This is a genomic window from Natronococcus sp. A-GB7 (assembly GCF_029688865.1).
In the GTDB taxonomy this organism is placed as follows: domain Archaea; phylum Halobacteriota; class Halobacteria; order Halobacteriales; family Natrialbaceae; genus Natronococcus.
Map to the genome: position 1 here is coordinate 1 of NZ_JARUKV010000043.1, position 26560 is coordinate 26560.

General features: G+C 67.9%; 21 protein-coding genes. 18 read left to right on the forward strand and 3 right to left on the reverse strand.

Annotation, left to right across the window (positions count from 1 at the left end; genetic code table 11):
- Positions 1-549 precede the first annotated feature (549 nt).
- Positions 550-2205 carry a hypothetical protein gene (locus QA609_RS23145; protein ID WP_278304983.1) on the reverse strand — a complete coding sequence of 552 codons (1656 nt, stop codon included), beginning with the start codon at positions 2203-2205 and terminating at the stop codon, positions 550-552.
- 224 nt (positions 2206-2429) lie between these two features.
- Between QA609_RS23145 and QA609_RS23150 the strand changes: the two genes are divergently transcribed.
- The 13 genes from QA609_RS23150 (at position 2430) to QA609_RS23210 (ending at position 15208) form a co-directional block, all read left to right on the forward strand.
- On the forward strand, positions 2430-3215 hold the full coding sequence (locus tag QA609_RS23150) for an ABC transporter ATP-binding protein (RefSeq protein WP_278304984.1): 786 nt from the start codon (positions 2430-2432) through the stop codon (positions 3213-3215).
- A 100-nt stretch (positions 3216-3315) separates the two neighbouring features.
- A complete protein-coding gene (locus QA609_RS23155) occupies positions 3316-4197 on the forward strand; it encodes a DUF5518 domain-containing protein (RefSeq protein WP_278304985.1) in 882 nt (293 codons plus the stop codon).
- 68 nt (positions 4198-4265) lie between these two features.
- Positions 4266-6716, forward strand: a complete 2451-nt coding sequence (folP, locus tag QA609_RS23160; RefSeq protein WP_278304986.1) for a dihydropteroate synthase — start codon at positions 4266-4268, stop codon at positions 6714-6716.
- Between the two features lie 59 nt (positions 6717-6775).
- Positions 6776-7471, forward strand: coding sequence for a hypothetical protein (locus QA609_RS23165; RefSeq protein WP_278304987.1), 696 nt, complete (start codon positions 6776-6778; stop codon positions 7469-7471).
- Between the two features lie 40 nt (positions 7472-7511).
- Positions 7512-8588 (forward strand): hypothetical protein, encoded by a 1077-nt coding sequence (locus tag QA609_RS23170; protein ID WP_278304989.1) that lies wholly within the window; start codon positions 7512-7514, stop codon positions 8586-8588.
- Positions 8589-8834: 246 nt separating this feature from the next.
- The gene (locus QA609_RS23175) at positions 8835-8975 is read left to right on the forward strand and encodes a hypothetical protein (RefSeq protein WP_278304990.1); all 141 of its coding nucleotides are present in this window, start codon (positions 8835-8837) and stop codon (positions 8973-8975) included.
- A gap of 4 nt (positions 8976-8979) precedes the next feature.
- Complete coding sequence (locus QA609_RS23180; RefSeq protein WP_278304991.1) at positions 8980-9969, forward strand: putative sulfate exporter family transporter; 990 nt, start codon at positions 8980-8982, stop codon at positions 9967-9969.
- Positions 9970-10317: 348 nt separating this feature from the next.
- The gene (locus QA609_RS23185; protein WP_278304992.1) at positions 10318-11298 is read left to right on the forward strand and encodes a substrate-binding domain-containing protein; all 981 of its coding nucleotides are present in this window, start codon (positions 10318-10320) and stop codon (positions 11296-11298) included.
- Positions 11299-12231 (forward strand): phosphate ABC transporter permease subunit PstC, encoded by a 933-nt coding sequence (gene pstC / locus QA609_RS23190; RefSeq protein ID WP_278304993.1) that lies wholly within the window; start codon positions 11299-11301, stop codon positions 12229-12231.
- Positions 12231-13091 carry an ABC transporter permease subunit gene (locus QA609_RS23195; protein WP_278304994.1) on the forward strand — a complete coding sequence of 287 codons (861 nt, stop codon included), beginning with the start codon at positions 12231-12233 and terminating at the stop codon, positions 13089-13091. Before pstC ends, QA609_RS23195 begins: the two co-directional genes overlap by 1 nt.
- Positions 13088-13921, forward strand: a complete 834-nt coding sequence (locus QA609_RS23200; protein ID WP_278304995.1) for a phosphate ABC transporter ATP-binding protein — start codon at positions 13088-13090, stop codon at positions 13919-13921. The genes QA609_RS23195 and QA609_RS23200 overlap by 4 nt, the downstream gene beginning before the upstream one ends.
- Before the next feature lie 166 nt (positions 13922-14087).
- A complete protein-coding gene (locus QA609_RS23205) occupies positions 14088-14228 on the forward strand; it encodes a hypothetical protein (RefSeq protein ID WP_278304996.1) in 141 nt (46 codons plus the stop codon).
- Positions 14225-15208, forward strand: a complete 984-nt coding sequence (locus QA609_RS23210; RefSeq protein ID WP_278304997.1) for a putative sulfate exporter family transporter — start codon at positions 14225-14227, stop codon at positions 15206-15208. The genes QA609_RS23205 and QA609_RS23210 overlap by 4 nt, the downstream gene beginning before the upstream one ends.
- 1 nt (position 15209) lies before the next feature.
- Here QA609_RS23210 and QA609_RS23215 read toward each other — a convergent pair whose 3' ends face one another.
- Positions 15210-16628 (reverse strand): hypothetical protein, encoded by a 1419-nt coding sequence (locus QA609_RS23215; RefSeq protein ID WP_278304998.1) that lies wholly within the window; start codon positions 16626-16628, stop codon positions 15210-15212.
- Positions 16629-16881: 253 nt separating this feature from the next.
- Here QA609_RS23215 and QA609_RS23220 point away from each other — a divergent pair, with 253 nt between their 5' ends.
- From QA609_RS23220 to QA609_RS23235, 4 genes are all read left to right on the forward strand, one after another.
- Positions 16882-18309, forward strand: a complete 1428-nt coding sequence (locus QA609_RS23220; RefSeq protein ID WP_278304999.1) for an MATE family efflux transporter — start codon at positions 16882-16884, stop codon at positions 18307-18309.
- A 48-nt stretch (positions 18310-18357) separates the two neighbouring features.
- Entirely contained in the window at positions 18358-19509 is a 1152-nt protein-coding gene (gene trpB, locus QA609_RS23225; RefSeq protein ID WP_278305000.1) for a tryptophan synthase subunit beta, read from the forward strand.
- Positions 19510-19636: 127 nt separating this feature from the next.
- A complete protein-coding gene (locus QA609_RS23230; RefSeq protein ID WP_278305001.1) occupies positions 19637-20035 on the forward strand; it encodes a hypothetical protein in 399 nt (132 codons plus the stop codon).
- A gap of 163 nt (positions 20036-20198) precedes the next feature.
- Positions 20199-22331: a hydrogenase iron-sulfur subunit gene (locus QA609_RS23235; RefSeq protein WP_278305002.1), complete on the forward strand. Its 2133-nt coding sequence runs from the start codon at positions 20199-20201 to the stop codon at positions 22329-22331.
- A 139-nt stretch (positions 22332-22470) separates the two neighbouring features.
- On the opposite strand, the gene QA609_RS23240 is transcribed toward QA609_RS23235, so the two are convergent.
- Positions 22471-23391: a hypothetical protein gene (locus QA609_RS23240; RefSeq protein ID WP_343233824.1), complete on the reverse strand. Its 921-nt coding sequence runs from the start codon at positions 23389-23391 to the stop codon at positions 22471-22473.
- Positions 23392-23523: 132 nt separating this feature from the next.
- On the opposite strand from QA609_RS23240, the gene QA609_RS23245 reads away from it, so the two are divergent.
- Positions 23524-26496: a molybdopterin-dependent oxidoreductase gene (locus tag QA609_RS23245; protein WP_278305004.1), complete on the forward strand. Its 2973-nt coding sequence runs from the start codon at positions 23524-23526 to the stop codon at positions 26494-26496.
- Positions 26497-26560 lie beyond the last annotated feature (64 nt).

The window sequence follows — 26560 nt, forward strand, 5'->3', positions numbered from 1 at the left end:
CGTCGGCGCTGTGTATTACTGAGCGTACGTAGAATCTCGTCGAACTGGTTGCTGGGGTTGAAAGTAACGTTTTCGTAATTAGTGTCGGATTCGCTAGCACTGTCGGACATACATAGCCGGTTTGATACTGGTGTATTTAAATGTCGGTTTCACTCGAAAATTCAAAAACCGTTTCCTATCGACGTCAGTATCGTCGACCGCTCTCGCGTGCGCTCGGCCGGTCGATAGCGCACGCCACCGCAGTAAACAGGGGTCGAACCGAACTGATAGACGGTTTACCGATAGTAGCCACTGACCGTCGGTGCGTACTCGTTCGCACGACGGAAACGCGGTTCGGAGCGAGCGCGGTTCGGAACGAACGGAGTGAGTGAGAACCGCGGGGCGAGCGGGGAACGAATGTGACCCGCGAGCTCGGAGTGAGTGAGAACCACAGAATGCCGAACGGGAGACGGAGTGAGCCGCGAGCTGTGCAATCGGTGTGCAAACGGTTGGTACGAGATACTGTACGCGGATCTCGTAGGCGACTTCGAACGACGAATCGGTCGACGATCACTCGAGCGTGTACAGATCGAACGTCTCGCAGGCGTAGAGGAACGACACCGGCGGCGCGAGGAGGCCGATCGCCAGAACGGTCCAGGCGACGACGGTGAGCTGAGTGCCGGTCACGGAGAGTTCGGGCGTCGGCGCCCAGGCCGACGTCATCGTGAGGAAATCGGCGATCGGTCCCGCGGCGTCGGCGTAGAGTACGGCCGCGGCGGCCGCCGGCAGGACAACCGCGATCGAGTAGGCGACGAACGCCGCCTTGCTCGGCATCACCGCCTCGCGGCTGTTCGTGACGTTGACGCTGCCGAAGCGGGGCAGCGCCGTGCCGATCCCGGTCGCCAGCGCGGGCGTCGCGACGGTGCCGACGACCGTCGCCGCGGCGAGCGCCGCCGCCTGTTCGAGCGAGAGGGGACTGACGAGGCCGAGCGCGAGCGACCCGATCAGGCCGATCGGCGCCGCGACGAGGACGCCGGCGACGACGAGCCCGGTGATCGCCTGGCGGCCCGACAGCGTCGAGGTCACGACCGCGGGGAGCGCCGACCCCAGGTCGCCCAGCGGGTTCAGCGTGAAGAGGGCGCCGGCGGCCCAGACGAGGTACAGCGAGAGGATCGCGGCGACGTAGGCGGGAACCGTCCCGATCTCGAGGATCACCTGAACGAACCCGACCGCGCCGAAGAGGGGGTAGCCGACGTACGCCAGTCGGATCGGCGCCCGTCGGGTCCGCCGGATCGCGGTGATCGTCACGGTTCGGACCGGACGGTCGAAGCCGCGCGAGAGCACAGCGGCGAGCCGGCTCGAGGAGTCGTCGGACGGGCGTTCGTCCTCGAAGCGCGCGGGGTCGGCAAACCAGTGGATCCGCGCGGAGGCGACGCCGACCGCGATCGCGACCGATCCCAGCGCGGCCGTACCGACGATCGCTCCGAGGATCGACGTCGCCGATGCAGGGACGTTGGGCACGCCGACCAGCAGGAGGTGGCCGAGCCAGCCCAGCGGGCCGTCCTGCAGGGCGACGAACAGTTCGCTCACGACCAGGTCGAGCCGACCGGTCGCGATCGCGCCGAAGTACAGCGCCCAGAACCCGACGAACAGCACCCACCGGTAGCGGGCGATCGGCTCGTACACCGTCACCAGGTGTCTGAACCAGATCCCGGCTACGAAGCCGACCGGGACGGCGGTGAGCAACGCGAGCGCAGCGGTGGCCGCCGCGGCTCCGACGAAAAGGGCCGTGCCGGCGCCGATGGCGAACGCGCTCGCCAGCAGGATCGCCGGCGGAAGCACCCAGACGGCGAACAGCAGAATTTCGGCGACGACGATTCCGACCGCGGCGTTTCGCGTCGACGTCGAGACGAGCAGGAACGCGGGCTCGTCGGGGTTCGCCGCGGCGGTGAACGCTCGGATCGCGCTCATCCCGACCAGGAACAGCCAGGCGACCGCGACGCCGCCCGTGGCGGCGTCGGTCGCGAGCGCGACGTGCTCCGCGCTCGGCGTTCCGGCGTAGTGCTCGCCGAGGGAAGGTAGCAGGTAACCGCCCGCGACCGTCACCGAGCCGAGCATCAGGGCGCCGAGCAGCGCCAGCAGGAGGAGCTTCGTCCGCTCGGTTGACACCGCGCGGACCGTTCGCCGAAACTCCGTGCGGGCGACGAGGAGCGCCGCGCGTCTCACCGTCGATCACCGCCGGAAACCGGGAGACTGCGCGTCGACGTAGGGACCATAGCCGATACCCGAACTCCCACCCAGTAAACGATTCGGATCCGATCAGCGCTCGAGACTGTCTCTACTGAGAACCCGAGAGCGGTGCTCGATCGGAGGGCCCCTCGAGCGGCCGACCGGAGCGGTTGGCGAAGGTGAACGTACGGTTTTACGTGCGGCAAACCGAAACGAAGGGTATGCACCCGAGCGACGGCCCCGCGATCGAGACCGACTCGCTGACGAAACGCTACGGGGAGACGACGGCCGTCGCCGAGCTGACGATGGCCGTCGATCGAGGGACGGTGTACGGGTTTCTCGGCCCCAACGGCGCGGGCAAGACGACGACGATGCGGATGCTGACGACGCTGACGAAGCCGACTTCGGGGACGGCCCGGGTCGCGGGACACTCGATCGCGGACCGGGAAGCCGTTACCCCCCACATCGGTTACCTGCCCGAGGAACCCCCGATCTACGACGAGCTGACCGGTCGCGAACAGCTCGAGTACGCCGCCGGCCTCCGGGATCTACACGAGGACGAGTCCGCCGAACGGATCGAGTCGCTGCTCGAGCGTTTCGACCTCCTCGAGGACGCCGACAGGCGGATCGAGGGCTACTCGAAGGGGATGCGCCAGAAGGTCGGCGTCATCCAGGCGGTGCTCCACGAACCCATCGTCGCCTTCCTCGACGAGCCCACCAGCGGGCTCGATCCCCGCGCCGCCCGGACGATGCGGGAGACGATCGCCGACCTCGCCGACCGGGAGATGACGATCGTCCTCTCGACGCACATCCTTCCCGTCGTCGACGAGCTGGCCGACGAGATCGGCGTGATCCACGACGGCGAGCTGGTCGCCCAGGGCGACCCCGAGACGCTCAAGTCCCGCGCCGAGACCGGCGAGACCCGCAGCCTCGAGGACGCCTTTCTCGAGATCACCCGGGAGGCGCCCGAGGAAATCGACCACTCACCGGTTCCGTCGTCCGAGTGATCGGGCGACCGGGCTCGCTCGTCCCACTGCTCGCCGCCGTTCACAGCTCGTGATCAGTTAACAACACAATATATTCATGCTATAGTGAATATGGGGCGGTATGGACGCGTTCCGAGAGTACCGCGAGGCGGTTGCCGGCGACCCTTTGCGGTTCGCGATTCTCGTCGGCCTCGCGACGGTCCCGTTCACGGTCGCGTTCTCCTGGCAGCCAGCGCCCGACGAGGCGACCATCGTGGGTGGCACCGTCTCGGGTGCTCCGCTGCTGGTGGCCGGCGCGCTCGTGGGCTACCGTTACGGAGACTGCGCGAGTCGGACCCGCCGCGCCGGGATCTGGGCCGGACTCGCCGCCTCGGTCGCGACGGTGTTGCTGTACGCCGCCACCGCGGTTTTGACGATCGGCGCCGCGTCGACGACGACGGCCGCGTTCGCCGTCGTCCTGACACCGATCGCCGTCGTGATCGGCGTGGGACTCACCGTGCTGGTGACGGCGGCGACCGCCGTCGTCGTCGGCTGGATGCGGCGGCGCACCGCTCGAGCGTCCCGGGGTCGGGACGCGACCGGAAAGGGGAGCCCAAACGCGCTCGAGTCGCGGTGGTGGCTCCCCGTCGTCGCGTACGTCCTGCTGGTGCCGACGGTCGCGCTCGCAGAGGGACTGGTCGAACCCGACGGCGGCGCGGGCTTCGCGGTCGCGTTGCTGCTGATCGGCACCGTTCTCCTCTCGGTGCCCGCCGCCCTCGGCGTGTTCGTCGACGCGACCGTTCCCCGGTGCGAGTCGGCGTGGCTCCCGAGCGTGCGGGCGTACGTCGGGCTCCCGGTTTGCGGGTTCGCGGTCGCGTACGTCGGCGCTACCCTCTACGGATCTCCGCGCCCGTCCGCACCCGCAGGATTTGGCTTTCTCGTGGCACTGTGGCTGACGGCCGCCGCCTACCTCGCGAACAGGTACCGCCACCGCGGGCGAGTCGCGGGCGAACGGCCGCGCTGACCGAGGTTCGCCGGTCGTACGCTCCTCGAGTCCGACATCCCTAAGCGCGCGGACTCTCTGATTCGAGTATGGAGTATCACGAGGCGGCGGACTTCTTGTTCGGGCTCCGGCGCTTCCGTCCGAAACCGGGGACGGAGTCGACGGCCCGGCTGCTCGCCCACCTCGAGGACCCCCAGGAGGACGTCGAGTTCGTACAGATCGCGGGGTCGAACGGGAAGGGGAGCACGGCGCGGATGGTCGAGCGGACGCTGCGGGAGGCGGGGCTGTCGGTCGGTCTCTACACCTCGCCGCACCTCGAGGACCTGCGAGAACGGATCCGTGTCGACGGACGGAAGATCCCGAAGTCGTCGGTCCGCTCGTTCGTCGCGGAGATCCGCGAACACGTTACCGAGCGGGCCGCCGACGGCGAGTCGCCGACGTTCTTCGAGGTGCTGACCGCGATGGCGATCCGGGAGTTCGACCGCGCCGACGTCGACGTCGCCGTCCTCGAGGTCGGGATCGGCGGGCGCTACGACGCAACGAGCGTCGTCGACCCGGTCGCGAGTGCAGTGACGAGCGTCACGCTCGAGCACACGGGGATCCTCGGCGACACGGAGGCCGAGATCGCTCGTGACAAGGCCCACGTCGCGCCCGCCGACGCCCCGCTCGTTACCGGCGCCACCGGCGAGGCTCTCGAGGGAGTCCGCGAGGTCGCCGGCGATGTCGTCACCGTCGGGTTCGACGGCGCTCGCTCTCGCCGTCCGGACGTCCGCGTCGCCTACGAGGGTCGAGTCAACCACACCGAGGCGGCCGTCTCGATCGACGACGGCAGCCCGCTCGAGGCACGGATTCCGCTGCTCGGTCGCCACCAGGCGGAAAACGCGGGGATCGCGGCGACCCTGGCCCGACAGGTCGTCGACGTCTCCGACGCCGACCTCCGACGGGGACTGCGCAACGCCCACTGGCCGGGCCGGTTCGAGGTGCTCGAGACCGAGCCGCTGGTCGTCCTCGACGGCGCGCACAACCCGGGCGCCTGCGAGGGGCTGGCCGAGACGCTGGCGACCTACGACTACGACGACCTCACCCTCGTCGCCGGCGTAATGCACGACAAGGACGTCGCGGGGATCGCCGACGCGTTGCCGACCCCCGACGCCGTCGTCGCGACCGAGCCGGGTCTCGAGCGCGCCGAGGACCCCGACGCCCTCGCGACGGTGTTCGAGCGGACCGGCGTCCCCGACGTTCGAACGATTCCGGACGTCCGGGACGCCCTCGAGGCCGCGATCGCCGAGAGCGGCGACGACGACTGCGTGCTCGTCACGGGGTCGCTGTTCGCGGTCGCCGAGGCCCGCTCGCGGTGGACCTCGCTGCAGGTCCCCAAGCGGGTTCGCGACCTCGAGGACGCCCGCGAGGCGCTCTCGAGTGCGGACGCGACCGAGGGCGACGTCGACGACGCGGCGGGCTCGGCCGTCCACCGGGTGGTCAAGACCTCGCTCCGGTACCGGCAGGCGACGGCACTGCGGGAGGAGCTGCTCCGGATCGGCGGCGAGTGTACCCTCTCGGGGCTCGAGCGAAACGACGAACGGATCGACGCCGTCCTCTCGGGCACGCTCGAGCAGTTTACGCGGCTCGTCGACCGGCTCGCGGAGCGCTCGGACGGGCTGACCGCGGTCGGACGGGAACTCGAGTCGACGCTGGAGCTTGCGGACGCGGGGGACGGCGAGGAGCCGGCGCGACCCTGGGATGACGGGACCGCCGTCATGGGGATCCTCAACGTCACGCCCGACAGCTTCCACGACGGTGGGGAGTACGACGCACTCGAGGACGCCGTCAGTCAGGCGAGGTCGATGGTCGAGGCCGGGGCCGACGTGATCGACGTCGGCGGCGAGTCGACTCGACCGGGGGCCGACCCTGTCCCGGTCGAAACCGAGATCGAGCGGGTCGTCCCCGTCATCGAGGCGATCCGCGACCTCGACGCCCTGCTGTCGATCGACACGCGGAAGGCGGCCGTCGCCGACGCGGCCCTCGAGGCGGGCGCCGACATCGTCAACGACGTCTCCGGGCTCGAGGACCCCGAGATGCGCTTCGTCGTCGCCGACCACGACGCGACCCTGATCGTGATGCACAGCGTCGACGCCCCCGTCGTCCCCGACCGAGAAGTCGAGTACGACGACGTCGTCGAGGACGTGATCGACCAGCTCCGCGAACGGATTCTGCTGGCCGAGAAGGCCGGCCTCGACCGCGAAAACGTCGTCGTCGACCCCGGGATCGGGTTCGCCAAGTCGGCCCCCGAGAGCTTCGAGCTGCTCGACCGCCTCGCGGAGTTCCGTGCGCTCGGCTGTCCGATCCTCTTTGGCCACTCCCACAAGTCGATGTTCGCACACATCGGCTGTGAGTCCGGCGAGCGCCTCGAGCCGACCGTCGCGGCGAGCGCGCTCGCGGCCGACCGCGGTGCCGACCTCGTCAGGGTCCACGACGTGCCCGAGAACGTCGCCGCGGTGCGAACGGCGCTCGCCGCACGGGATCCCGACCGCTTCGAGTAGCAACCGGCAGCGCAGTTGCCGGTCCAAGCTTCAACTGTTCGGCTCCGGTACTGCGACCTATGACGGACGAACACGATCACGATCTCCAGACCGAGGAACTGCCCGACGATCCGATGGACGCGGCACGCGATATCGCGGGCGAGAGTGCTCGCGACGGCCGTCTCGCCGTCGTCAGCGGCGGGCTCATGCTGCTGTCGACGCTGCGCTCGGTCGCTCGCGGCCAGCTTCGCGCGATCCCGAAGGCGGCCGTCGGCGCCGGGCTGGTCGGGATCGGCCTCCGGCAGCGACGGACGTCGGAACCGACGACGTTCGAGCCCGACCTCGACGAGATCGACGGCGAGACCGAGGACAAGGAGACGTCCGACCAGGCCGCCGCGGCGGCCGAACGGCCCGACGCCGGCCAGGAGTCACAGATCGATGCCGAGGGCAACGTCGACGAGGAGCCACAGCTCGGCGAGGCCGACGACGACGATAGCGGTGAGATCGAGTTCACCGACGATCCCGAGGCCGACGAGCCGCGATCGAAACCCAACGCCGACACGGACGAGGAGGACCCCCGCCGGACCACCGACGACGAGACGACGGAGGTCGACGTCTCCGAGACCGCGATGGCCGAGGAGACCGCTGAGGCGACGGGCCCGGATCCCGAGCAGGCCCAGCCGACCCAGACCGACTCGACGGAGCCCGAGGAGGACGCCTCGGACATGAAGGTCGACCCCGACGAGGACGAGGACGAGTCGGACGAGAACAACTGACGTTCCGCGTTCGACAGTAACTCCCCGCCCTCCTCGCCCGATGGACTCGACAGCTTCCCTCCGATACTATACTCGGGAGCTCCGGCGCCGTCTCGATCACTACGCCGAGAGGCGTCGCAACGGTTACCGGCGACCGGGATCGCTCGAGCGCGCTGCCGAGCGCATCCTCGCCACGCGGGCCGAGCGGGGCCTCGAGTCCGGCGGGCACTTCCACGGCGTCTGGCCCCGGGACCTCTGTTTTGCCGCACCGGGGCTCGCGGCGGCAGGGTACGACGATGTCGTCGCCGACACCGCGGCAGCGCTGCTCTCGGAGCTCTCGAAAGCGGACGTCTTCTACACCGACTTCCACCCCGACTACAGCGCCGCGACGCCGTCCGAGGGCGTCGACACCGTCCCCGCGGTCGTGCTCTCGCTGGCCGCGGTCGGACGGCTGCGCGAGCACGACGACGCCGTCGTCGAACTGGTCGCGCGCCACCGCGAGCGGTTCGTCGAGAGCGGGATCGTCACCGGCTCAGGAAGCTCCTGGTGGGACTCGGCCGCGGCTCCGCGGGAGACGTACAACACCGCGATCTGGCTGGCAGCGATCGAGGCCCTCGAGCGTCACGGACTCGGGACCGCCGGGGCGGACTCATCGGCGATCCGAGACGGGCTGGATCGGCTGTGGAACGGGCGCTACTTCGACGAGCACCGCGGTTCGACGATGCTCGCCTGCGACGCGAACGTCGTCCCGCTGTACTTCGGCGTCGTCGGCGACGATCGGGCGCGATCGATCGTCGACGCGCTCGCGGACCTCGAGACGCCGAACGGCCTGTGTATGCGCGAGCAGCCGTTCGGAGTCGGCGAGGTCCACCCCTTCTTCGCGCTCCACCGGGACTACCACTACCACGTCTGGCCCTGGAACAGCTTCATGTACGCTAACGGCCTCGAACGGTACGGGTTCGAGGAACGGGCCCGTCGGGAGGTCGAGCGGATCGAGCGCGTGATGGCGCCGTACGGGACCTTCCTCGAGGTGCTCACGCTCGAGGGCGAGCCGTACGTCAAGCGGGGGTACGCGAGCGCCGAGGAGTTCACCGTCGCCGCGGCGCTGTGGCGTGAGTTCGCCGACCGATCGCGCTGACTCGCGGGGTCAGTCCCGTTCGTCTCCGCAAGACTCCCGACGGCGTGGTCGAAGATCGGCTCCTCGAACGCGGCAGTTTTGCTCGGAAAGCGACGTAGGTAGCAGCAAACGGACGTCTCGTGTCACAGGCTATCGCAATATCTACTCCCACCTACTACAGTGTCGTCTTAGGTAGAAGACAAAATTTCCCCTATCTCCGACGGCATCGGCAAGGGTTAAGTGCGCGGGTTCGAAGACCCAATACGAATGGAGAGTACTCGACTGCACCGGGGCGTTGTGGCCGTTCGATCCCGCTGGGCGGATCTCGAGCGCGACTGGCAGAGCGTCGCCGTCGGCGCGACGACGGTGGCGGCGATCGCTATTTTCGAGCTGCAGATCCCCTGGTAGCGAGATGTCGGCCGCGCGGTTTCTTCCGGGGCTAGCAGCGCTCCTTCTCGGCGCCGTTCTCGCGCGGGCGGTCGAGCTGACCGTCGGGTTCAATCATCTGCTCGTCGCCATCGCGCTCGGATTCGTGCTGGCGAACGCCGTCGGCGTCCCCGACCGGCTCGAGCCGGGAATCAACACCCACAAGCTCTGGCTGGGCGCCGGGATCGTCCTCATGGGCGCGTCGCTGACCCTCGAGACGGTGCTCGAGGTCGGCGGACTCGTACTGCTGGTCGTCGTCGGCGTGACGACGCTGACGATCCTCGTCGTCGAGTTGCTCGCGCGAAACGTCTTCGGGCTCGCCGACCAGCTGGGCTCGCTGCTCGCGGCGGGGTCGGGAATCTGTGGCGTCTCCGCGGTCGTGGCCGTCGCCGGTGCAATCCGAGCTCGAGAGGAACAGATCGCCTACGCGGCGGCGACGGTGTTGCTGTTCGACGCGATCACGATCGTCGTCTACCCGATCGTCGGTGACCTGCTCGGCCTCTCGGACGTCGTCTTCGGCGTGTGGGCCGGCGTCAGCATGTTCTCGACGGGACCTGTCGTCGCCGTCGGCTTCGCCCACTCGGAGGTCGCCGGCCAGTGGGCGACGATGGCGAAGCTCTCGCGCAACGCCCTGATCGGAGCCGTCGTCATCGCCTACGCGAGCTACTACGCCCGGTCGGGGTCGGCGAGTCGACCGTCCGTGCGAACCCTCTGGGACGAGTTTCCGAAGTTCGTGCTCGGCTTTCTCGCGCTCGTGGCGCTGGCGAGCGCGGGCGTCTTCTCGTCGGCTCAGCAAGCCTCGATCGAGAACGCCTACAACTGGCTGTTCGTGCTCGCGTTCGTCGGGCTGGGCACGGAGATCCAGCTCGCCGAACTCCGAAGCACGGGACTGACGCCCGCGCTCGTCGTCCTGCTCGCGCTGGTGGTCGCCAGCGCGGTCTCGCTCGTCACGCTCTCGGTGCTGTTCGGAACGTAGCCAGCGGGCGCTCGAGTGCTCGTCCGGCGAGTCACCGTCGAAGCTCGAGGCAATACTTGCGGAGGTTCCGACACGACGTCCGTATCCGTCGAAACGACGGGCTTCAGACGCTGGCAACCGGAAACGAACACGGACGGCGAGTTCGAACCATCGGCGGCCGTCGTCGTGAACCGATCGTTCTCAGGTCGTTCGACCGAAAACGCCGACCGTTGGCGGGATCGGCTACTCCCCGCCAAACTGTGGGACGAGGTCGCGTTCGATCGATAGCTTTGCTGGTTTCGGGTGGAGAACCAAAGAATTGCAGGCTCACGAGGGGATACAAGCGTCTAGTTTCTAGGACGGGGTAGTATGGATCGGGGTTACTCGCGTCGTTCTGCACTGACTGCGCTCGGGGCTGGCTCTGCGGTCGCGCTTTCGGGCTGTCTCGCCGGATCGGACTCCGACTCCGGCTCGGGGCCGACGATACGCATCTCCGGGGGCGTCGGCCCGCTGCCGATGGTACAGGTCTGGGCAGACATCTACACGTCAGAGCGTGACGTCAACATCGACGTCTCGGGCGGTGGCACCGGCGTCGGCGTCTCGGACGTGATGAACGAGCAGGTCGACATCGCGATGATGGGACGGGACCCCGACGAGGCCGAACTCGAGCGAGGGCTGGTCGCCACCGCGATGCTGATCGACACCGTCGTCGGCACAATCAACGTCAACAACCCCGTGTACGACGAGATCCGGGAGCACGGCCTCACCCAGGACGAGCTCGCGGCGGTGTTCTCGAAGGAGATCACCAACTGGGGCGAACTCGTCGACAGCGACGTCGACGAGCCGATCTACGTCTACGGCCGCTCGGACTCCTCGGCCGCCTACCAGCAGTGGGGCGAGTTCCTCGGCGGCTACACCGAGAACGAGCTCGAGGATATGGCCGACGGCAACTTCGACGGCGACCAGCAGGTCGCCCAGGCGATCAACAACGACTCCCACGGCATCTCGCTGAACAACATCAACTACGTCTACGACTTCAACACGGGCGACCTCGAGATGAACATCCGGCCGGTCCCGCTGGACCGCGACGAGAGCGGCACGCTCTCGGACGGAGAGGACTTCTACGACACCCGCGACGAGTTCCTCACCGCCGTCGAGGAGGACCGCTACCCCTCTCCGCCGGCCCGTGACATGTACCTGGCCGCGAACGGGGAGTTCGACGAGGATGCTGCCGACTTCGTCGAGTGGGTCCTCACCGAGGGCCAGCAGTACGTCCGCGACAACGGCTACGCCCCGATCGACGAGGAAAAGCTCGAGGAACAACGCGAGATCCTCGCGGAGGCCTCGTAGATGGGAACGACCGAAACCCCCTCGGAGGGGGCGAATCGACTCGATCGGCGGCTCCTGCTCGAGCGACTGAGCAGCTACTGGCTCGTCGGCGCGGGCTTCTTCGCCGTCGCGCTGTTCGGGCTGATCGTCCTGACGCTCGTCCAGCAGTCGATCCCGATCGTCTCCGAGTACTCGCTGTTCCAGATGATGACCTCCTCGAACTGGGATCCCGCGGCCGACGAGTTCGGCTTCCTGCCGGCGATCGTCGGCACGATCTACGTCACGATCCTCTCGATGGCGATGGGGACCCCGCTGGCGATCCTCGCGGCGATCTACATCGCCGAGTACGCCGAGGGGCGGACGAAGGTGCTGGTCTCGTCGTTCATCGACGTGCTCGCGGCGATCCCGAGCGTGATCTTCGGCCTCGTCGGACTGATCGTCGTCGTCCCGTTCGTCGGCGACTACCTCGCGCCAGCGCTTGGCGCCCACAGTATCGGCCTCGGCATCGTGACGGTGAGTCTGGTGATGGCGATCATCGTCACTCCGTTCATGATCTCGCTGTCCGTCGAGTCCCTCGAGGCGCTGCCCGACGAGCTCCGCGAGTCCTCGCTGGGCGTCGGCGCGACGAAGTGGGAGACCATTCGAACGGTGCTCCTGCGAGCCGCGGGGCCGGGGATCTTCTCCGCAATCCTGCTCGGCTTCGGGCGCGTCTTCGGCGCGACGATCGTTCCCGCGATGCTGATCGGCGGACAGACGGCGATTCCCGACGGCCCCTTCGACGCGGGCGAGACGCTGCCGACGCTGATCGTCAACGACTTCGGCGAGCTGATGTCGATTCCGCTGACCCAGTCGGCGCTGATCCTCGTCGGGCTGACGCTGCTCGTCGTCGTCTGGATCTTCAACTTCGGGGCGATGCTTATTCGCCGCCGACTGCAACGGAGGTGGCAGTACTGATGGATCGATACACCGAACAGCGACTGTTCGGCCTGCTGGCCCGTGCGAGCGCCGCGCTCATCCTCGCGGTGCTGGTGATGGTCGTCGGCGTCACCCTCTGGCGGGGCGGACGCGTCTTCATCACCGATCCCGCCGTCATGGTGACGGCGCCGGGGTCGCGGTACATGTTAGACGGCGGCGGCGGCTTCCTCCACGCCGTCCTGGGCAGTATCTTCATCGTCGTCCCCGCGACGGTGGTCGCCTCGATCCTCGCCATCTCGACGGCGATCTTCCTCCAGAGCGACTACTCGAGCGAGCGCACGTCGGACGTGATCAACATGTTCCTGAACGTGCTCTGGGGGACGCCCCCGATCGTCTACGGGGTGTTCGTCCTGACGATCATCATCGCCGCCGGCGCCCAGACGAGCCTGATCTTCGGCACCGTCGCGATCGCGATCTTCCAGTACCCGATCATGACGCGGTACGCCGACGAGGCGCTACGGGCGGCTCCCGACACGGTCAAAGAGGCCTCCTACGGCCTCGGCGCGACGCGGTTCGAGACCGCTCGAATAACCGTTCGTGCGGCCCTACCGGGCGTCATCGCCGGGATCATCATGGGCTTCGCCCGCGGGATCGGCGACGCCGCCACGGTGCTGTTTACCGCCGGTCGGAGCACCCAGATGCCCGGCGGCCCGTTCGATCCCGCGACGACGCTGCCGATCCTCATCTTCGAACAGGCGGCGTCGTTCAACGCCGAGGTCCGCTCGCACGCCTACGCGGCGTCGTTCGTCCTGATCGTCGCCGTGCTCGCGCTCGTACTCGCATCGAAACTCCTCGCGGGGAGATTCGCCCGCTTCGCACCAGGAGGGAGACACTCATGAACGACGATATCGCACTCCGCACCGACGACCTCGAGGTAACGTACACCGGAAACAGGGAAGTGACCGCGCTCGACGGCGTGAGCACCGAGTTCGCCGAGAACAAGCTGACGGCGATCATCGGCCCTTCGGGCTGTGGGAAGTCGACGATGCTGAAGGCGCTGAACCGCCTCCACGAGATTCAGCCCAACGCCGAGATCACCGGTGAGGTCTACCTCGGCGACGAGGGGATCTACGACACCGACGACCCGCTGCCCGAGATCAGGCGGCGAGTCGGCTACGTCCCCCAGACGCCGACGGCGCTGCCGCTGTCGATCTACAACAACGTCGCCTACGGGGCGAAGCTCCACGGCGACTACTCGAGCGACGAACTCGACGACCTCGTCGAGAGCTACCTGCGGAAGGTCAACCTCTGGGACGAGGTGAAGGACCGACTGGACGACCCCGGCGCCGAGCTGTCGACCGGGCAGATCCAGCGACTCTGTCTCGCTCGCTCGCTGGCCGTCGAGCCCGAAGTGCTGCTCTGTGACGAGGTCACCTCCGCGCTGGACCCGATCTCGGCCGAACAGGTCGAGGAAACGCTCGAGGATCTCAAAGAGGAGTACACGATCATCATGGTCACCCACAGCATGGACCAGGCCAAGCGGCTGGCCGACGACGTGATCTTCCTCTACCTCGGCGAACTGGTCGAGGCCAACGACACGCGCTCGTTCTTCGAGGACCCCCAGCACGAGCGCACTCAGGAGTTCGTGAAGGGCCACACCGCGATCGACTACGACGACGAGCCCGACGAGGAGAACGTGACAGACGAACAGCCCGTCGCGACCCGCTAGTCGGTCAAGCCGAAGCCGGGTTCGCCGCGCTCGTTTTCGATCGTCGCCGCGTCTCCCGCTCGAGGGGTTCTCCCGACGGCGAAAGACGAGAGCGGGACGCGGGCCTGGAGAGAGCGGCGAGCGGTATCGACAGACGTTAGCGCCGTCGCTTCGAAGCGCCGGACAGATGTCGTCCGGCCAGTGGCTCCCGCTCGGCGTGATCGTCCGATCCGAGCGGGCGCCCCTCGAGCGCCGACCGAAACGCGTCGGTGTCGGTGCGCCCACCCGTCGCCGCGATCACTGCCCTCGAGCGCGCCACTCACGATGAGCGCACGAGAACTCCTCCCCGGACTGCTCGCGCTCTGTCTCGGCGCCGCGTTCGCTCGCGGCGTCGAGGTAGTCGTCGGCTTCAACGCCCTGCTCGTCGCCATCGCGGTCGGGTTCGTCCTGGCCAACACGGTCGACGTCCCGGAGCGACTCGAGCCGGGGATCGCGACCCACGGCTTCTGGCTGGCCGCCGGAATCGTCCTCATGGGGGCGTCGGTGACGCTCGGAACCGTCCTCGAGACGGGCGCGCTCGTCCTCACGATCGTCGTCTGTGTCTCCGCGTCGACGATCCTCGTCGTCGAGTTGCTCGCGCGAAACGTCTTCGGGATCACCGGCCGTCTCGGTTCGCTGCTGGCGGCCGGCTCGGGGATCTGCGGCGTCTCGGCGGTCGTCGCCGTCGCCGGCGCGATCCGGGCCCGGGAGAACCAGATCGCCTACGCCGCGGCGACGGTGTTGCTGTTCGACGCGGTGACGATCGTCATCTACCCGATAATCGGCGACCTGCTCGGTCTCTCGGGTACCGTCTTCGGCGTCTGGGCCGGCGTCAGCATGTTCTCGACGGGACCCGTCGTCGCCGTCGGGTTCACCCACTCGGAGGTCGCCGGGCAGTGGGCGACGATGTCGAAACTTGCCCGGAACGCCCTGATCGGTGTCGTCGTGCTCGCGTACGCGAGCTACTACGCCCGGTCCGGTGGCGGATCGCGGCCCTCGGCGAGGACGCTCCTCGAGGAGGTGCCGACGTTCGTCCTCGGCTTCTTCGCGCTCATGGTCGTCGCGAGCACGGGGCTGCTCTCGGCGTCCCAGCGGGCGGCGATCGAGGAGGGGTACGGCTGGCTGTTCCTGCTCGCGTTCGTCGGGCTCGGCACGGAGATCCGACTCGCCGAACTCCGGCGCACGGGGCTGTTGCCCGCCGTCGTCGTGCTGACGGCGCTGGTGCTCGTCAGCACGCTCTCGCTCGTGGTGTTGCTCGCCGTCTTCTGAGTTACTTCGGCTCCCACTCGAGCCCGTACTCCCCGGCCACGTTCTCGGTAATCGACTCGAACCGATCGAACGCCATCGCCGGCGGGTGAGGGTGACGAGCATCGATCTCCTCGGGGAGGTCGTCGTGATACCGGACCTGCGTCTCGACGTCGTAGGGGAACTCCGCCTCGTCGACGCCGACGAACCCGTGCTCGTCGCGGGCGCGCGAGAGGACCTCCTTCCACTCCGCGACGGAGGCCAGCCCCGCCGACTCCATCCCGTGGGAGAACAGCGTCGAGCGGATCTCGTCGTAGGGATCGCTATCGTCGAGGTACTCCTCGAGGTAGTCGACGTCCGGACGGGTGTTGAACGCGGTCCAGTAGGGGACCGACCCCGTCCGGAAGGTCCACCAGGGCTCGACCAGCGCGAACGACTGGACGAGCAGGCGGTCGACCGACCGATCGCGGGCCTCGTAACGCTCGCGGTAACGGTCGGCGACGAACGGGCTCAGCTCCCGCGGATCGTCGAACGCGAGCCGTCGAAGGTCGTACCGCTGCTCGTCCGCGATCCGCTCGAGGTCCTCGCGCAGCGCGGGGTCGAACCCCCACTCGGCCTCCGGCGCTCGTCGGTCGGGCTCGGGGACGTCCCACTCGCGTCTGTCGGCGCCCTGCAGGCGAAGGAACTCGGCGACCTGTTCGCTGCCCTCGTAGTACTCCTCGGGTGCCAGACCGCCACAGCCCCCGAGCTGGAAGGTGTGGCGGTCGCCGACGTCGACGACCGGCCAGTCGTACTCGCACTCGAGCGAGATGACGGTGCCGCCGGGCTCGAGGACGGTGTCGAGGAACTCCTCGTAGGCCTCGCCCAGGATCCGGGATTTGACCCGGAAGTACGCCAGCTTCCGGACCATCAGCCGATCCTGGTTCGGGTCGTGCATCTGGGCCAGCGAGACGTCGGGGTTGTTCTCGAGGAACGCGGGCGCGTGTTCGGCACCCCACTCGATGTCCTCGCGGATCTCGTCGGCACCCATCGACCGGCGGATCGGCAGGAGGAACGTCTGGGGCAAAAACGGTACTCCCAGCAGGGCCGCGAGGTGAACCGCCGCGCCGTTGCTCGAGCCGATTATCACGGCGGGGTAGCCTCGTTCGGGGTACTGGTCGACGACCCACTCCCGGAATCGCTCGACGTCGATCTCGCCGAGGTCGTCGGGATCGATCCCCTCGTTGGCCCCGCCCGTCGTGTAGATCTTCGCGCGGGTCTCCCTGGAGAGGCCGTTGACCCGCTTTGCGAGCGGCGTCAGTTTGGGGTGGATCATCCCCAGTCGCGGGAACTGCTCGCCCCGCAGGTAGCTGGCGGCCGCCCGAACGAAGACGGTCGTCGAGTCGAAGTTCGGCAGCCCGTAGGGGGTCGACTCCTCGTCGGCGAACAGCCGCGAGAGCCTCATCGATCGCCCACCTCGAACCGTTGTACCGGCCCCGCCGTCCGCGGCGGGGTCGGTCGTCGGCCATCGTCGATCATCAGTCAGTCGGAATACCACGGATCGGCGGATAGTACTGTGGCCGGCAGGATCGACCGCCGCGGGCTAGGGCGCTCCGAGCGGGAGACGGCGACTCTCGAGCGGGCGATGATATCGGTCCCCAACCGGGGAACGTTTCCGGCAACTCAACGCTTACTCGGCGACCGCGAGAACCGCGACCGTGTTCGTCGTTCTGTTCTCGCTCGCCGATCGTCGACTCTGGCGGGTCTGGAAGCGCGTGTTCGGCCTCTCCTGGCCCGTGATGGCCGAGCAGGTGCTGCGAACGCTGATGCGGACGACCGACCTGATCGTCGCGGGCCTCTTCTCGCCGGCCGCGGTCGCGGCGGTCGGTCTGGCGGACATCTACGCTCGCTTCCCGCTGCGGTTCGGCATCGGTATCGGCGACGGCGCGATCGCTCTCTCGAGTCAGGACACGAGCGCCGACGCCACCGCGAACCGCGACGAGGCGGTCTCGCAGGCGCTGTTGCTCGGCCTGCTCGGCGGAATCCCGTTTATCGTCTTCGGCCTGTTGCTCAACGAGTACGCCATCTCGGTGCTGGGCGCGCTCACCGAGGAAGGGGCGATGGACGCGGTCGTCGAGTACGGCAGCGTCTACCTGATGGTGATCATGATCTCGGCGCCCGCGATCCACGTCAACTTCATCGCTGCCCGCTCGATCCAGGGTACCGGCGACACGAAGACGCCGATGTACGTCAACGGCGTCGTCAACGCGCTCAACATCCTCGCGACGATCGGGCTGGCGTTCGGCCTCGGCCCGCTGCCGGAGCTCGGCGTCATCGGGATCGCCGTCGCGACCGCGGCCGCGGACACGCTCGGCGCGACCGCCTTCCTCGCGATCCTCGCCACGCCGCGCAGCGGGATCCAGTACGTCGTCCCCCGACAGCTCGTCATCACGAAGCAGCTGATCCTGATCAGCTGGCCCCGGATCGCCGAGGGGGTCACGGAGATGTTCGCCGAGTTCCCGTTCAACGCGATCTTGCTGGCGTTCGGCACCGAGGTCAACGCCGCCTACCACATCGGCCGCCGGATGTACCAGCAGATCGCCTCGCCGCTCGCGAGGGGGTACGGCGTCGCCGCGAACATCATGGTCGGCCAGTCGCTCGGCCGGGGCGAGGGGTCGACCGCCTACTACAACGGGCTGGCCGCGACGGCTCTGAGCACGCTCACCGTCGGCGGGCTCTGTGCCCTGCTGTTTTCCTTCGCCGAGGAGTTCGTCCTCGTGTTCACGCGCGATCCCGCGACGGTCGGGTACGCGGTCGGCTTCGCGCAGGCGTACGCCGTCACCGCGCTGTTGATCGCCGCCTACATCACGCTGGCGGGCTCGCTTCGGGGTGGCAGCGAGACGGTCGTCCCCTTCGTCTCCCGGGTCATTGGTACGTTCGTCTTCCTCCTCGGGTTCACCTACGTCGTCGGCGTCGAACTCGGCTACGGCGTCGTCGCGGCCTACCTCGCCATCGTCCTCGACTTCGCCTTCCGGGTGGCCTACCTCGGCGTCGTCTTCTACCGGCGCCGATGGGTCGAACGGGGCACCTCGATGATGCGCGAGCGGGGCAGCTTCAGCGAAGGATCCACGGATGCGGACGACTGACCGCCGGGCCGCGGAACTTACTTTACCGTTACCGAGAAACGGTCGGTCATGTCCGACGGAGAGTTCGAGGACTACGGGGGCCGACACGTTCCGGAACCGCTTCGCGAGCCGCTCGAGCAGCTCGCAACCGCCTACGACGAGGTCGGCGCGACCGACGAGTTCCAGGCCGACCTGCGGGACCACCTCGAGGAGTTCGCCGGCCGTCCCACGCCGCTGTACCACGCGCGCAACCTGAGCAAGCGCTACGGCGCCGAGATCTATCTCAAGCGAGAGGACCTGCTCCACGGCGGCGCCCACAAGATCAACAACGTGCTCGGGCAGGCCCTGCTCGCGAAGCGGGCCGGGCGCGATCGGTTGATCGCCGAAACCGGCGCGGGCCAACACGGCGTCGCGACGGCGATGGCCGGCGCGTTGCTCGATCTCGAGACGGAGATCTACATGGGCGAGAAGGACGTCGCCCGCCAGGAGATGAACGTCTTCCGGATGCGCCTGATGGGCGCCGAAGTCAACGAGGTCTCGCGGGGCGATGCGGGGCTGGCCGACGCCGTCGACGCCGCCCTCGAGGACTTCGCCGAGAACGTCGACGACACCCACTACCTCGTGGGCAGCGTCGTCGGTCCCGACCCGTTCCCGCGGATGGTCCGTGACTTCCAGTCGGTCATCGGCCGGGAGGCCCGCGAGCAGTTCCGCGAGCGAACCGGCAGGCTACCCGACGCCGCGGTCGCCTGCGTCGGCGGCGGCTCGAACGCGATCGGCCTCTTTCATGCGTTCCGCGACGACGACGTCGCGTTCTACGGCGCCGAGGGCGGCGGCGAGGGCGCAGACTCGAGCCGGCACGCGGCGCCGCTGGCGAGGGGGCGAGACGACACCCTCCACGGAATGCGTACCAGGGTAATCGACGACGACGTCGAGGTTCACTCCGTCTCCGCGGGACTGGACTACCCCGGCGTCGGCCCCGAACACGCCATGTTCCGTGCGGTCGGTCGCTGCGAGTACACCGGCGTCACCGACGACGCGGCGCTGGCGGCGTTCCGGGAACTCAGCGAGACCGAGGGGATCATTCCGGCACTGGAGTCGAGCCACGCGGTCGCTCGAGCGATCGAGCTCGCCGAGGACGGCGCTCACGAGACGATTCTGGTGAACCTCTCGGGACGGGGCGACAAGGACATGGAGACCGCAGCGCGGAAGTTCGACCTCTGAGACGGGCGCCGGGGTCGGTTCCGGGAGGGTCGCGACTCGCCGCGGGGCCCGCCTGGGTCGCGGGCCTGACGAGCCCGCGAGGCCACAGTTCGTAATCGTCATACCCGCTCGTCCACAACCGGCGCGTATGCGGATGGAACTTCGGGTGTGCAAACACTGCTATACCGGGGAGCACGGGAACGAACAGAAGACCGCGATCACGAAGGACATGGTCGCCTGCGCCGAGGCGGTCCGGGAGTACAAGGACCTCCTCTCGCTCGACGCGGTCTACATCACCAAGGTCGAGGCCGGTGACGTCGGCGGCTCCGAGGAGCTGCCGATCAACGTCGCGGGGATCGAGGACGACACGATCACGCTGCGGGACACCCAGCTCGTGATCGAGGACGACGACGACAGCGTTCTCGTCTACCCCGAGCCGGCGGACATCCTCGAGGTCCTGACCAGAAACCTCGACCAGATCAACGAGCGAACCCGCCAGGACGTCGTCGTCGACATCTCGGCCGACAGCGCGGAACTGATCACCTGAGGGCGGCGCCCGCTCGACACGGCGACGCGTCGCACAGCCCCGTTCGTTCCCCGAGTCCGTCCTCGGATCCGATCTCGCCCACACCGGACGGCCCGAAAGTGCCACTCGTCGGACTGTTTTTGTCACGACAGGTTTACAACCGTGCCATTGCTACCTGGTTTCGATGAACGAGGGCGCGTTTGTCTGTTCGTGCGCCGGGACCTGTGACATCGATCTCGAGGAGGCACGAGAGGGGATCGAGGACGTCGAGGTCGCCGCGAGCTCGCAGCTGCTCTGCCAGGACAAGCTCGAGGCGTTCGAACAGGTGATCGAGGAGTACGAACTCGACGAGATGGTCGTCACCTGTCCCGAGGCCAAGGCCCAGGAGAAGATCGAGGCCGCGGCCGAGCGACAGGGACTCCGGGCCGACAACGTCGAGTTCGTCGACCAGCGGGAGGGGGCGGGATGGGTCCACGACCGCGAGGCCGCGACCGCCAAGACCGCGCGACTGGTCAACGCGGCGAACGCCGGCCGGGAGACCGAGCGGCGCCCTCGATCGAGCATCCACCGGGCCGACTACGACGTCGTCGTCGTCGGCGATCCGGACGCGGCCGCGGCGATCGCCGACTCGGCGGACGTGACGCTGCTCGCCGACGGCGAGGAGCTGGCGACCGCCGACGCCGATCTCGAGGACGTCGACGTCGAGCGGGGACGGGTCGTCGACGTCGACGGAAAGTACGGCGAGTTCGAGCTGACCGTCGAGGCGCTCGTGACCGACGACTGCGTCTCCTGTATGAAATGCGTCCACGAGGGCCCCGACGGGATGGTGACCCGCTACCCGGTCGACATCGATCCCGAGGCCCCGGTCGGCGAGTGGGTGACGGTCTGTCCGACCGACGCCATCGAGATGGAGGGCGTCGAGCGGACGATCGAGTGCGACCAGGTGATCCACCCCGGCGGAGAGGGGCCGATCGGCGGCCAGCGCGGCTATCACACCGAGTTCGACCCGGCGACGGTCAACGAGGTCGAACGCCTGCTCGGCGGGTTCGAGGGGATCGACTTCCTGGATCTCGAGATGGAAGTCTGTGCCGCCGGGACGTCCGGCGAGATGGGCTGTAACGAGTGCGTCGAGGCCTGTCCCCACGACGCCGTCGAGCGGGCCGCGATCGACGAGGTCGAGTTCCACCTCGACAGCTGTCAGAACTGCGGGGCCTGTACCAGCGCCTGTCCGACCGGCGCGGCCCGGCTCCAGGAGCCGAGCAACGAGCGCCTCGCCCGCGAGGTCGAGGCGCTGCTGGCGCCGACGGGCGACGACGGCGGGTTCGTCAGCGGACTGCTCGGGGGCTCGAGCGCGAGCATCGAGACGCCGATGGTCGCGTTCGTCTGCTCGGAGCGCGCTCAGAACGCGCTTCGGGAGTACGGCCGCCTGGCGGCCGCGGGACGGGCCGACGTCGAGTACCCCCCGATCCTGCCCGTCTCGGTCAACTGCACCGACACCGTCGGCGAGGCCCACGTCCTCCACGCGCTGGCGGCCGGCGCCGACGGCGTCGCAATCGTCGGCTGTGGCGGCGGCTGTCTCCACTCCGGACCGGACCCGAAAGCCGAACTCGTCGAGCGGGTCAACCGGGCGACGACCGATCTGGGACTGGGCGAGCGGGTCTCCTTCTTCGCGCCCGATCCCGACGAACCCGAGGCGTTCGTCGAGGAGGTCTCCCACTTTGCCGTCACGGAGCTCGAGGCGTCGCCGATCCCCGCCGGCGAGCACGAGGCGACGGGCGAGATCGACGACCCCGAGCGGGAGAACCCGCCGTTCGACAGTCACGGCTGGACCCTCGAGAGCGTCCGGGCCATCCTCGAGCACGTCGAGCCCGAGCGGGAGGTGATCCGCGGGCTGAAGGACTTCGGAATCGTCGAGGTCGCGGAGGGCTGTACGCTGACGCCGACCTGTACGAGCTACTGTCCGACCGACGCGCTCCGACGCACCGAGAACGGGCTCGATTTCAACCACGAGCGCTGTGTCAACTGCGGGCTCTGCGAGGAGGTCTGCGTCGAGAACGTCATGAGCGTCGAGGACGGGCTCGACCTGTCGCTGCTTCCGGAGAACAAGACGGAGGAGCCCGATCCGGCCTGGGAGCGGGTGTACGAGGGGTCGATGCTGTCGTGTGCCGGCTGCGGGAAGCAGTTCACGAGCGAGGCGACCGCCGACGCGATCGAGGACCGTATCGGCGACGTCGTCGCCGACCTCGCTCCCGACTCCGAGGAGAGCATCTTCCAGTACTGTCCGGAGTGCCGAGCGCGGCTGCTTCACGACGTCTAAGCGAGTCCACGAGAGACGGCGACAGCCGCAGTCTTCGAATCGACGTCGTGTCGGTTCTCGGACGATCTTCCGTGTCGATTTTCGGAGCGACTGCAGGATAGCTCGGGGTCGTTTCGGGGCTGATGGGCGGGAGTCCGTACTACTCCGGGTGTTCGATCGTCCAGTCGGCCTTCTCGGCGGCCGACGCGAGGGGGACGAACTCCCAGCCGGCGTCGTCGGCGATCCACTCCTCGTCGCCGCAGCCGACAACGACGGTCCGATCGGCGTAGAACATCGAGTCTGGCGTGACGTCCGCGAGGCGCTCGGCCGGGCCGGTCTCGGAGCCGCCGAAGAAGTCGAGTTCGATCCGCTCGTCGCGCTGGAACTTCCGGATCGCCGGCGTCGACACCGTGCCGACGATCCCGATCCAGTCGGCCCATCCCCTGGCGTCGCCGACCACGAACTGCGGATCCTCGAGCCGGTTGATCGCCTGGTAGGTGAACGCGAGGGTCATGTCGTCGGCCGACGTCGCCTCGCCGTGGTCGGTCGTTCGGGGCGTGGAGTCGGCCGACGTCGACTCGTCCGTCCCCGATTCGGTCTCGGACTCCGCGTCCGAACTCCCGCCGGCACCACCGCCGCCGCGGTTCTCCGGAACGCCGACCGGCCCCTCCGTCGCTCCTGGTACCCCGGGGACGCGCCGGGACGGCTCGGTGTCGTTCTCGCCATCGCTCTCGGACTCGCCGTCGGCCACCCCCTCGGCGGACGCGCCGCTCCGGACGGGTTCCGACTCGTCCTCGGGGTCGCCCTCGCCCCGCCAGAGCCAGTCGCCGTGGTTGGTGGTCTCGCCGTCGTCCTCGTCCTCGCCGACGTCCATGTCGTCGAGGTCGATGCTGTCGGTCATCGGCGACCGACGACCTCCTCGAGCCGGCTCCTTCCGGGTGTGGCTGCTGCCCTCACCCGCGGACGCGCGGATCGCCGTTCGGGGCGTGCCGCGGTCGGAACGCGTCGCGACCGGCCGATCGGTGCCGTCCTCGTCGTGGTCATCGTCCGTACTTCGCGCTGTAGTCGGATTAAATGCCACGGTGTCGTCGCTGCTGTCAAAGTATTGAACGGACGACCACCTCCCAAACGTTCTGATGAAATCTGTCTAACAAAAACGCCGAATCGGTTCGGACCCAAAGGATTAATAACATGAGTCTCTGACGAACGATCCATGTCTCGGTCATCACTCGACCTTGATCGGCGAGGGTACCTGAAAGCCGGCGCCGGCGGAACCCTCGCGGCTGCGGTCGGGGGACGAACACTGCTTCAACAGCGCGCCGCCGCCGACGAGGACGACGTCGTCGATCCCGAAGCGGGGGACGAACTGGTAAAGACCGTCTGTACGCACTGTTCGGTCGGCTGTGGGATACAGATGTCCGTCGAAGAGGACGCAGTCGTCGGCCAGGAAACCTGGGAGGACAGCCCGGTCAATCGGGGCGGACTCTGCTCGAAGGGGGCGTCGTTGACCCAGTCTGTTAACTCCGAACAGCGCCTGAAGCGGCCGTTGAAGCTCGAGAACGGCGAGTGGAACCAGATGGAGTGGGACGAGATCCTCGAGGAGATCACGGGTCGACTCGACGACATCCGCGAGGAGACCGGTCCCCACTCGACGATGTGGGTCGGATCGGCCAAACACAGCAACGAGGCCGCCTACCTGATCCGGAAGCTAGCCGCGTTCTACGGGACGAACAACATCGACCACCAGGCACGGATCTGTCACTCGACGACCGTCGAGGGGATCGCGAACGTCTGGGGCGTCGGCGCCATGACGAACAACTCGAACGACATGCGCAACGTCGACGTCAACCTCATCATCGGGCACAACCCGCTCGAGAGCCACCCCGTCGCCTGGCAGTACTTCCAGGAGGCCCAGGAGCGAGGCGGCAAACACATCGTCGCCGAACCGCGGTACACCAAGACCGCGGCCGCATCCGACGACTTCTATCAGTTCCGCTCGGGCACCGACGTCGCGTTCATCTACGGCCTGATCTATCACATCGTCGAGAACCTCGAGGCCCACGACGAAGAGTTCATCGAGAGCCGCGTGATGGTCGACACCTGGGAGGAGTTCCGCGACGACGTCCTCCCCGAGTACGACCTCGAGACCGTCGCCGACATCTGTGGCATCTCCGAGGAGGAGCTGATGGAGCTCGCCGAGGAGCTCGCCGGCGCCGACGTCAGCTGCGTCGAGTGGGCGATGGGCGGCACCCAGCACAACAACGCGACGGGTAACGTCCGTGCCTACGCGATGCTCAACCTGGCGCTCGGCCACGCCGCCCAGTCCGGTGGCGGTACCCCGATCTTCCGGGGCCACGACAACGTCCAGGGCGCGACCGACCTCGGCGTCGACTCGAGTACGCTGCCGGGTTACTACGGGCTCGACGAGGACGCCTGGGAACACTGGGCCAACGTCTGGACCCAGACCGAGAGCACCTCCGGCGAGGTCAGCTACGACGACCTCCACGATCGGTTCCACGACACCGAGCTGATGGAGAAAAACGGGTTCACCGTCGCCCGCTGGTACGAGGGCGTTCTCGACGACGAGTGGGAGATCTACCAGCCCGACCCGCTTCGTGCGGCGATCTTCTGGGGGCACGGTCTCGCCTCGCTCACCGAGTACAAGAAGGTCCAGCGGGCGGTCAACGAGCTTGACTTCATCGTCAACGTCGACGTCTTCCCGAACCAGGTCGCCGAGCTCGCCGACGACGACACCGACGTCTACATGCTGCCGGTCTGTACGAACGTCGAAGAAGCCGGCAGCGTCACCAACACCGGCCGGCAGATCCAGTGGCGTTCGCAGGCGATCGAACCCCGTCACGACTCCCGAACGGACTGGGAGCTGATGTGTCAGTTCGCCGAGCGACTCGGCTTCGGCGAGCACTTCGACTACGACGAGGTCGAGGACGTCACCCGGGAGTGGAACCTCGGGACGCGGTCGGTCGGCTACACCGGCCAGACGCCCGAGCGACTCAAGGCCCACCAGCAGAACTCCGAGGTGTTCAGCGCCGAGGACATCCAGGCCGACGTCGACGAGGACCACGAGCTCCACGGAGAGTACTACGGACTACCGTGGCCGTGCTGGCACGAGGACCACCCCGGAACGCCGATCCTCTACGACGCCTCGCTGCATCCCTCCGATGGAGGGATGGACTTCCGAGCGAGTTGGTGGGACGAGGACGACCCCGACGTCGACCCCGAGGACCAGCTCCGAGATCCGTTCGAACCCGACTGGTGGGACGGCGAGATCGAGGGCGTCCCCCAGTATCCGCTGTTCTCGACGGTGCTGCCGGACCCCGAGAACCCTGCCGCGGCGACGATCCCCGTCGAGGGCGCGTTCGACGATGAGACGTCGGTCGCCGACGTCGCCCAGCAGCTGGCCGACGAGGGGTACGATATCGAGGTCGACGACTACGAGGAGTTCGACAACCCACAACCCGACGCCCCGTGGGGCCGCGGTCGGGCCCGGATGAAGGCCTGGAACCTCACCGACGAGATCCCGGTCCACCGCGAACCCGCGGTGACGCCCCGACCCGACCTCGTCGAGGACTTCCCCTGTAACGAACGCGTCGAGGACCACTGGCGGGTCGAACTCGACAACGCCGGCGTCCAGCAGGAGAACATCGACGCGGTCGAGGAACTCGTCGAGGTTGGCGACGTCGATCCGATGGTGCTCACCTCGGGTCGACAGGTCGAGCACAAGGGAGCCGGGGCGGTAACCCGCAGCACGAAGGGGACCGCCTCCCGGGCTCCGATGATGTACCTCGAGATCCACCCGGAGATCGCGGACGAGATCGGCGTCGAGGAGGGCGACTGGATCGTCGTCACGACGCCACACGCCGAGATGCTCGTCCAGGCCAGACCGACCGGGCGGGTCGCACCCGACCACGCGTTCGCCCCCTACCACTGGAGCGGCATTCTCGAGGGAGAGAGAGTCATGGATAGCGTCCCTGACGGGATGGAACCCCTGGTTATCGGCGAGTCGATCAACTGCGGCACGGCGCCGGCCTACGACCGCGAGACCCAGATGCAAGAGACCAAGACGACGCTGTGTAACATCCGGGTCGCCGACGACGGGGAGATCCCCGAGCTGTCGGATCGACAGATCAGGTGGCAGGAACAGCGGATGGATCGGAACAAGCGATAGGTGAGATCAAAATGAGCACACAAGAATCTAACAGCGGACCGGCACGAGTCATCCCGAACTGGGA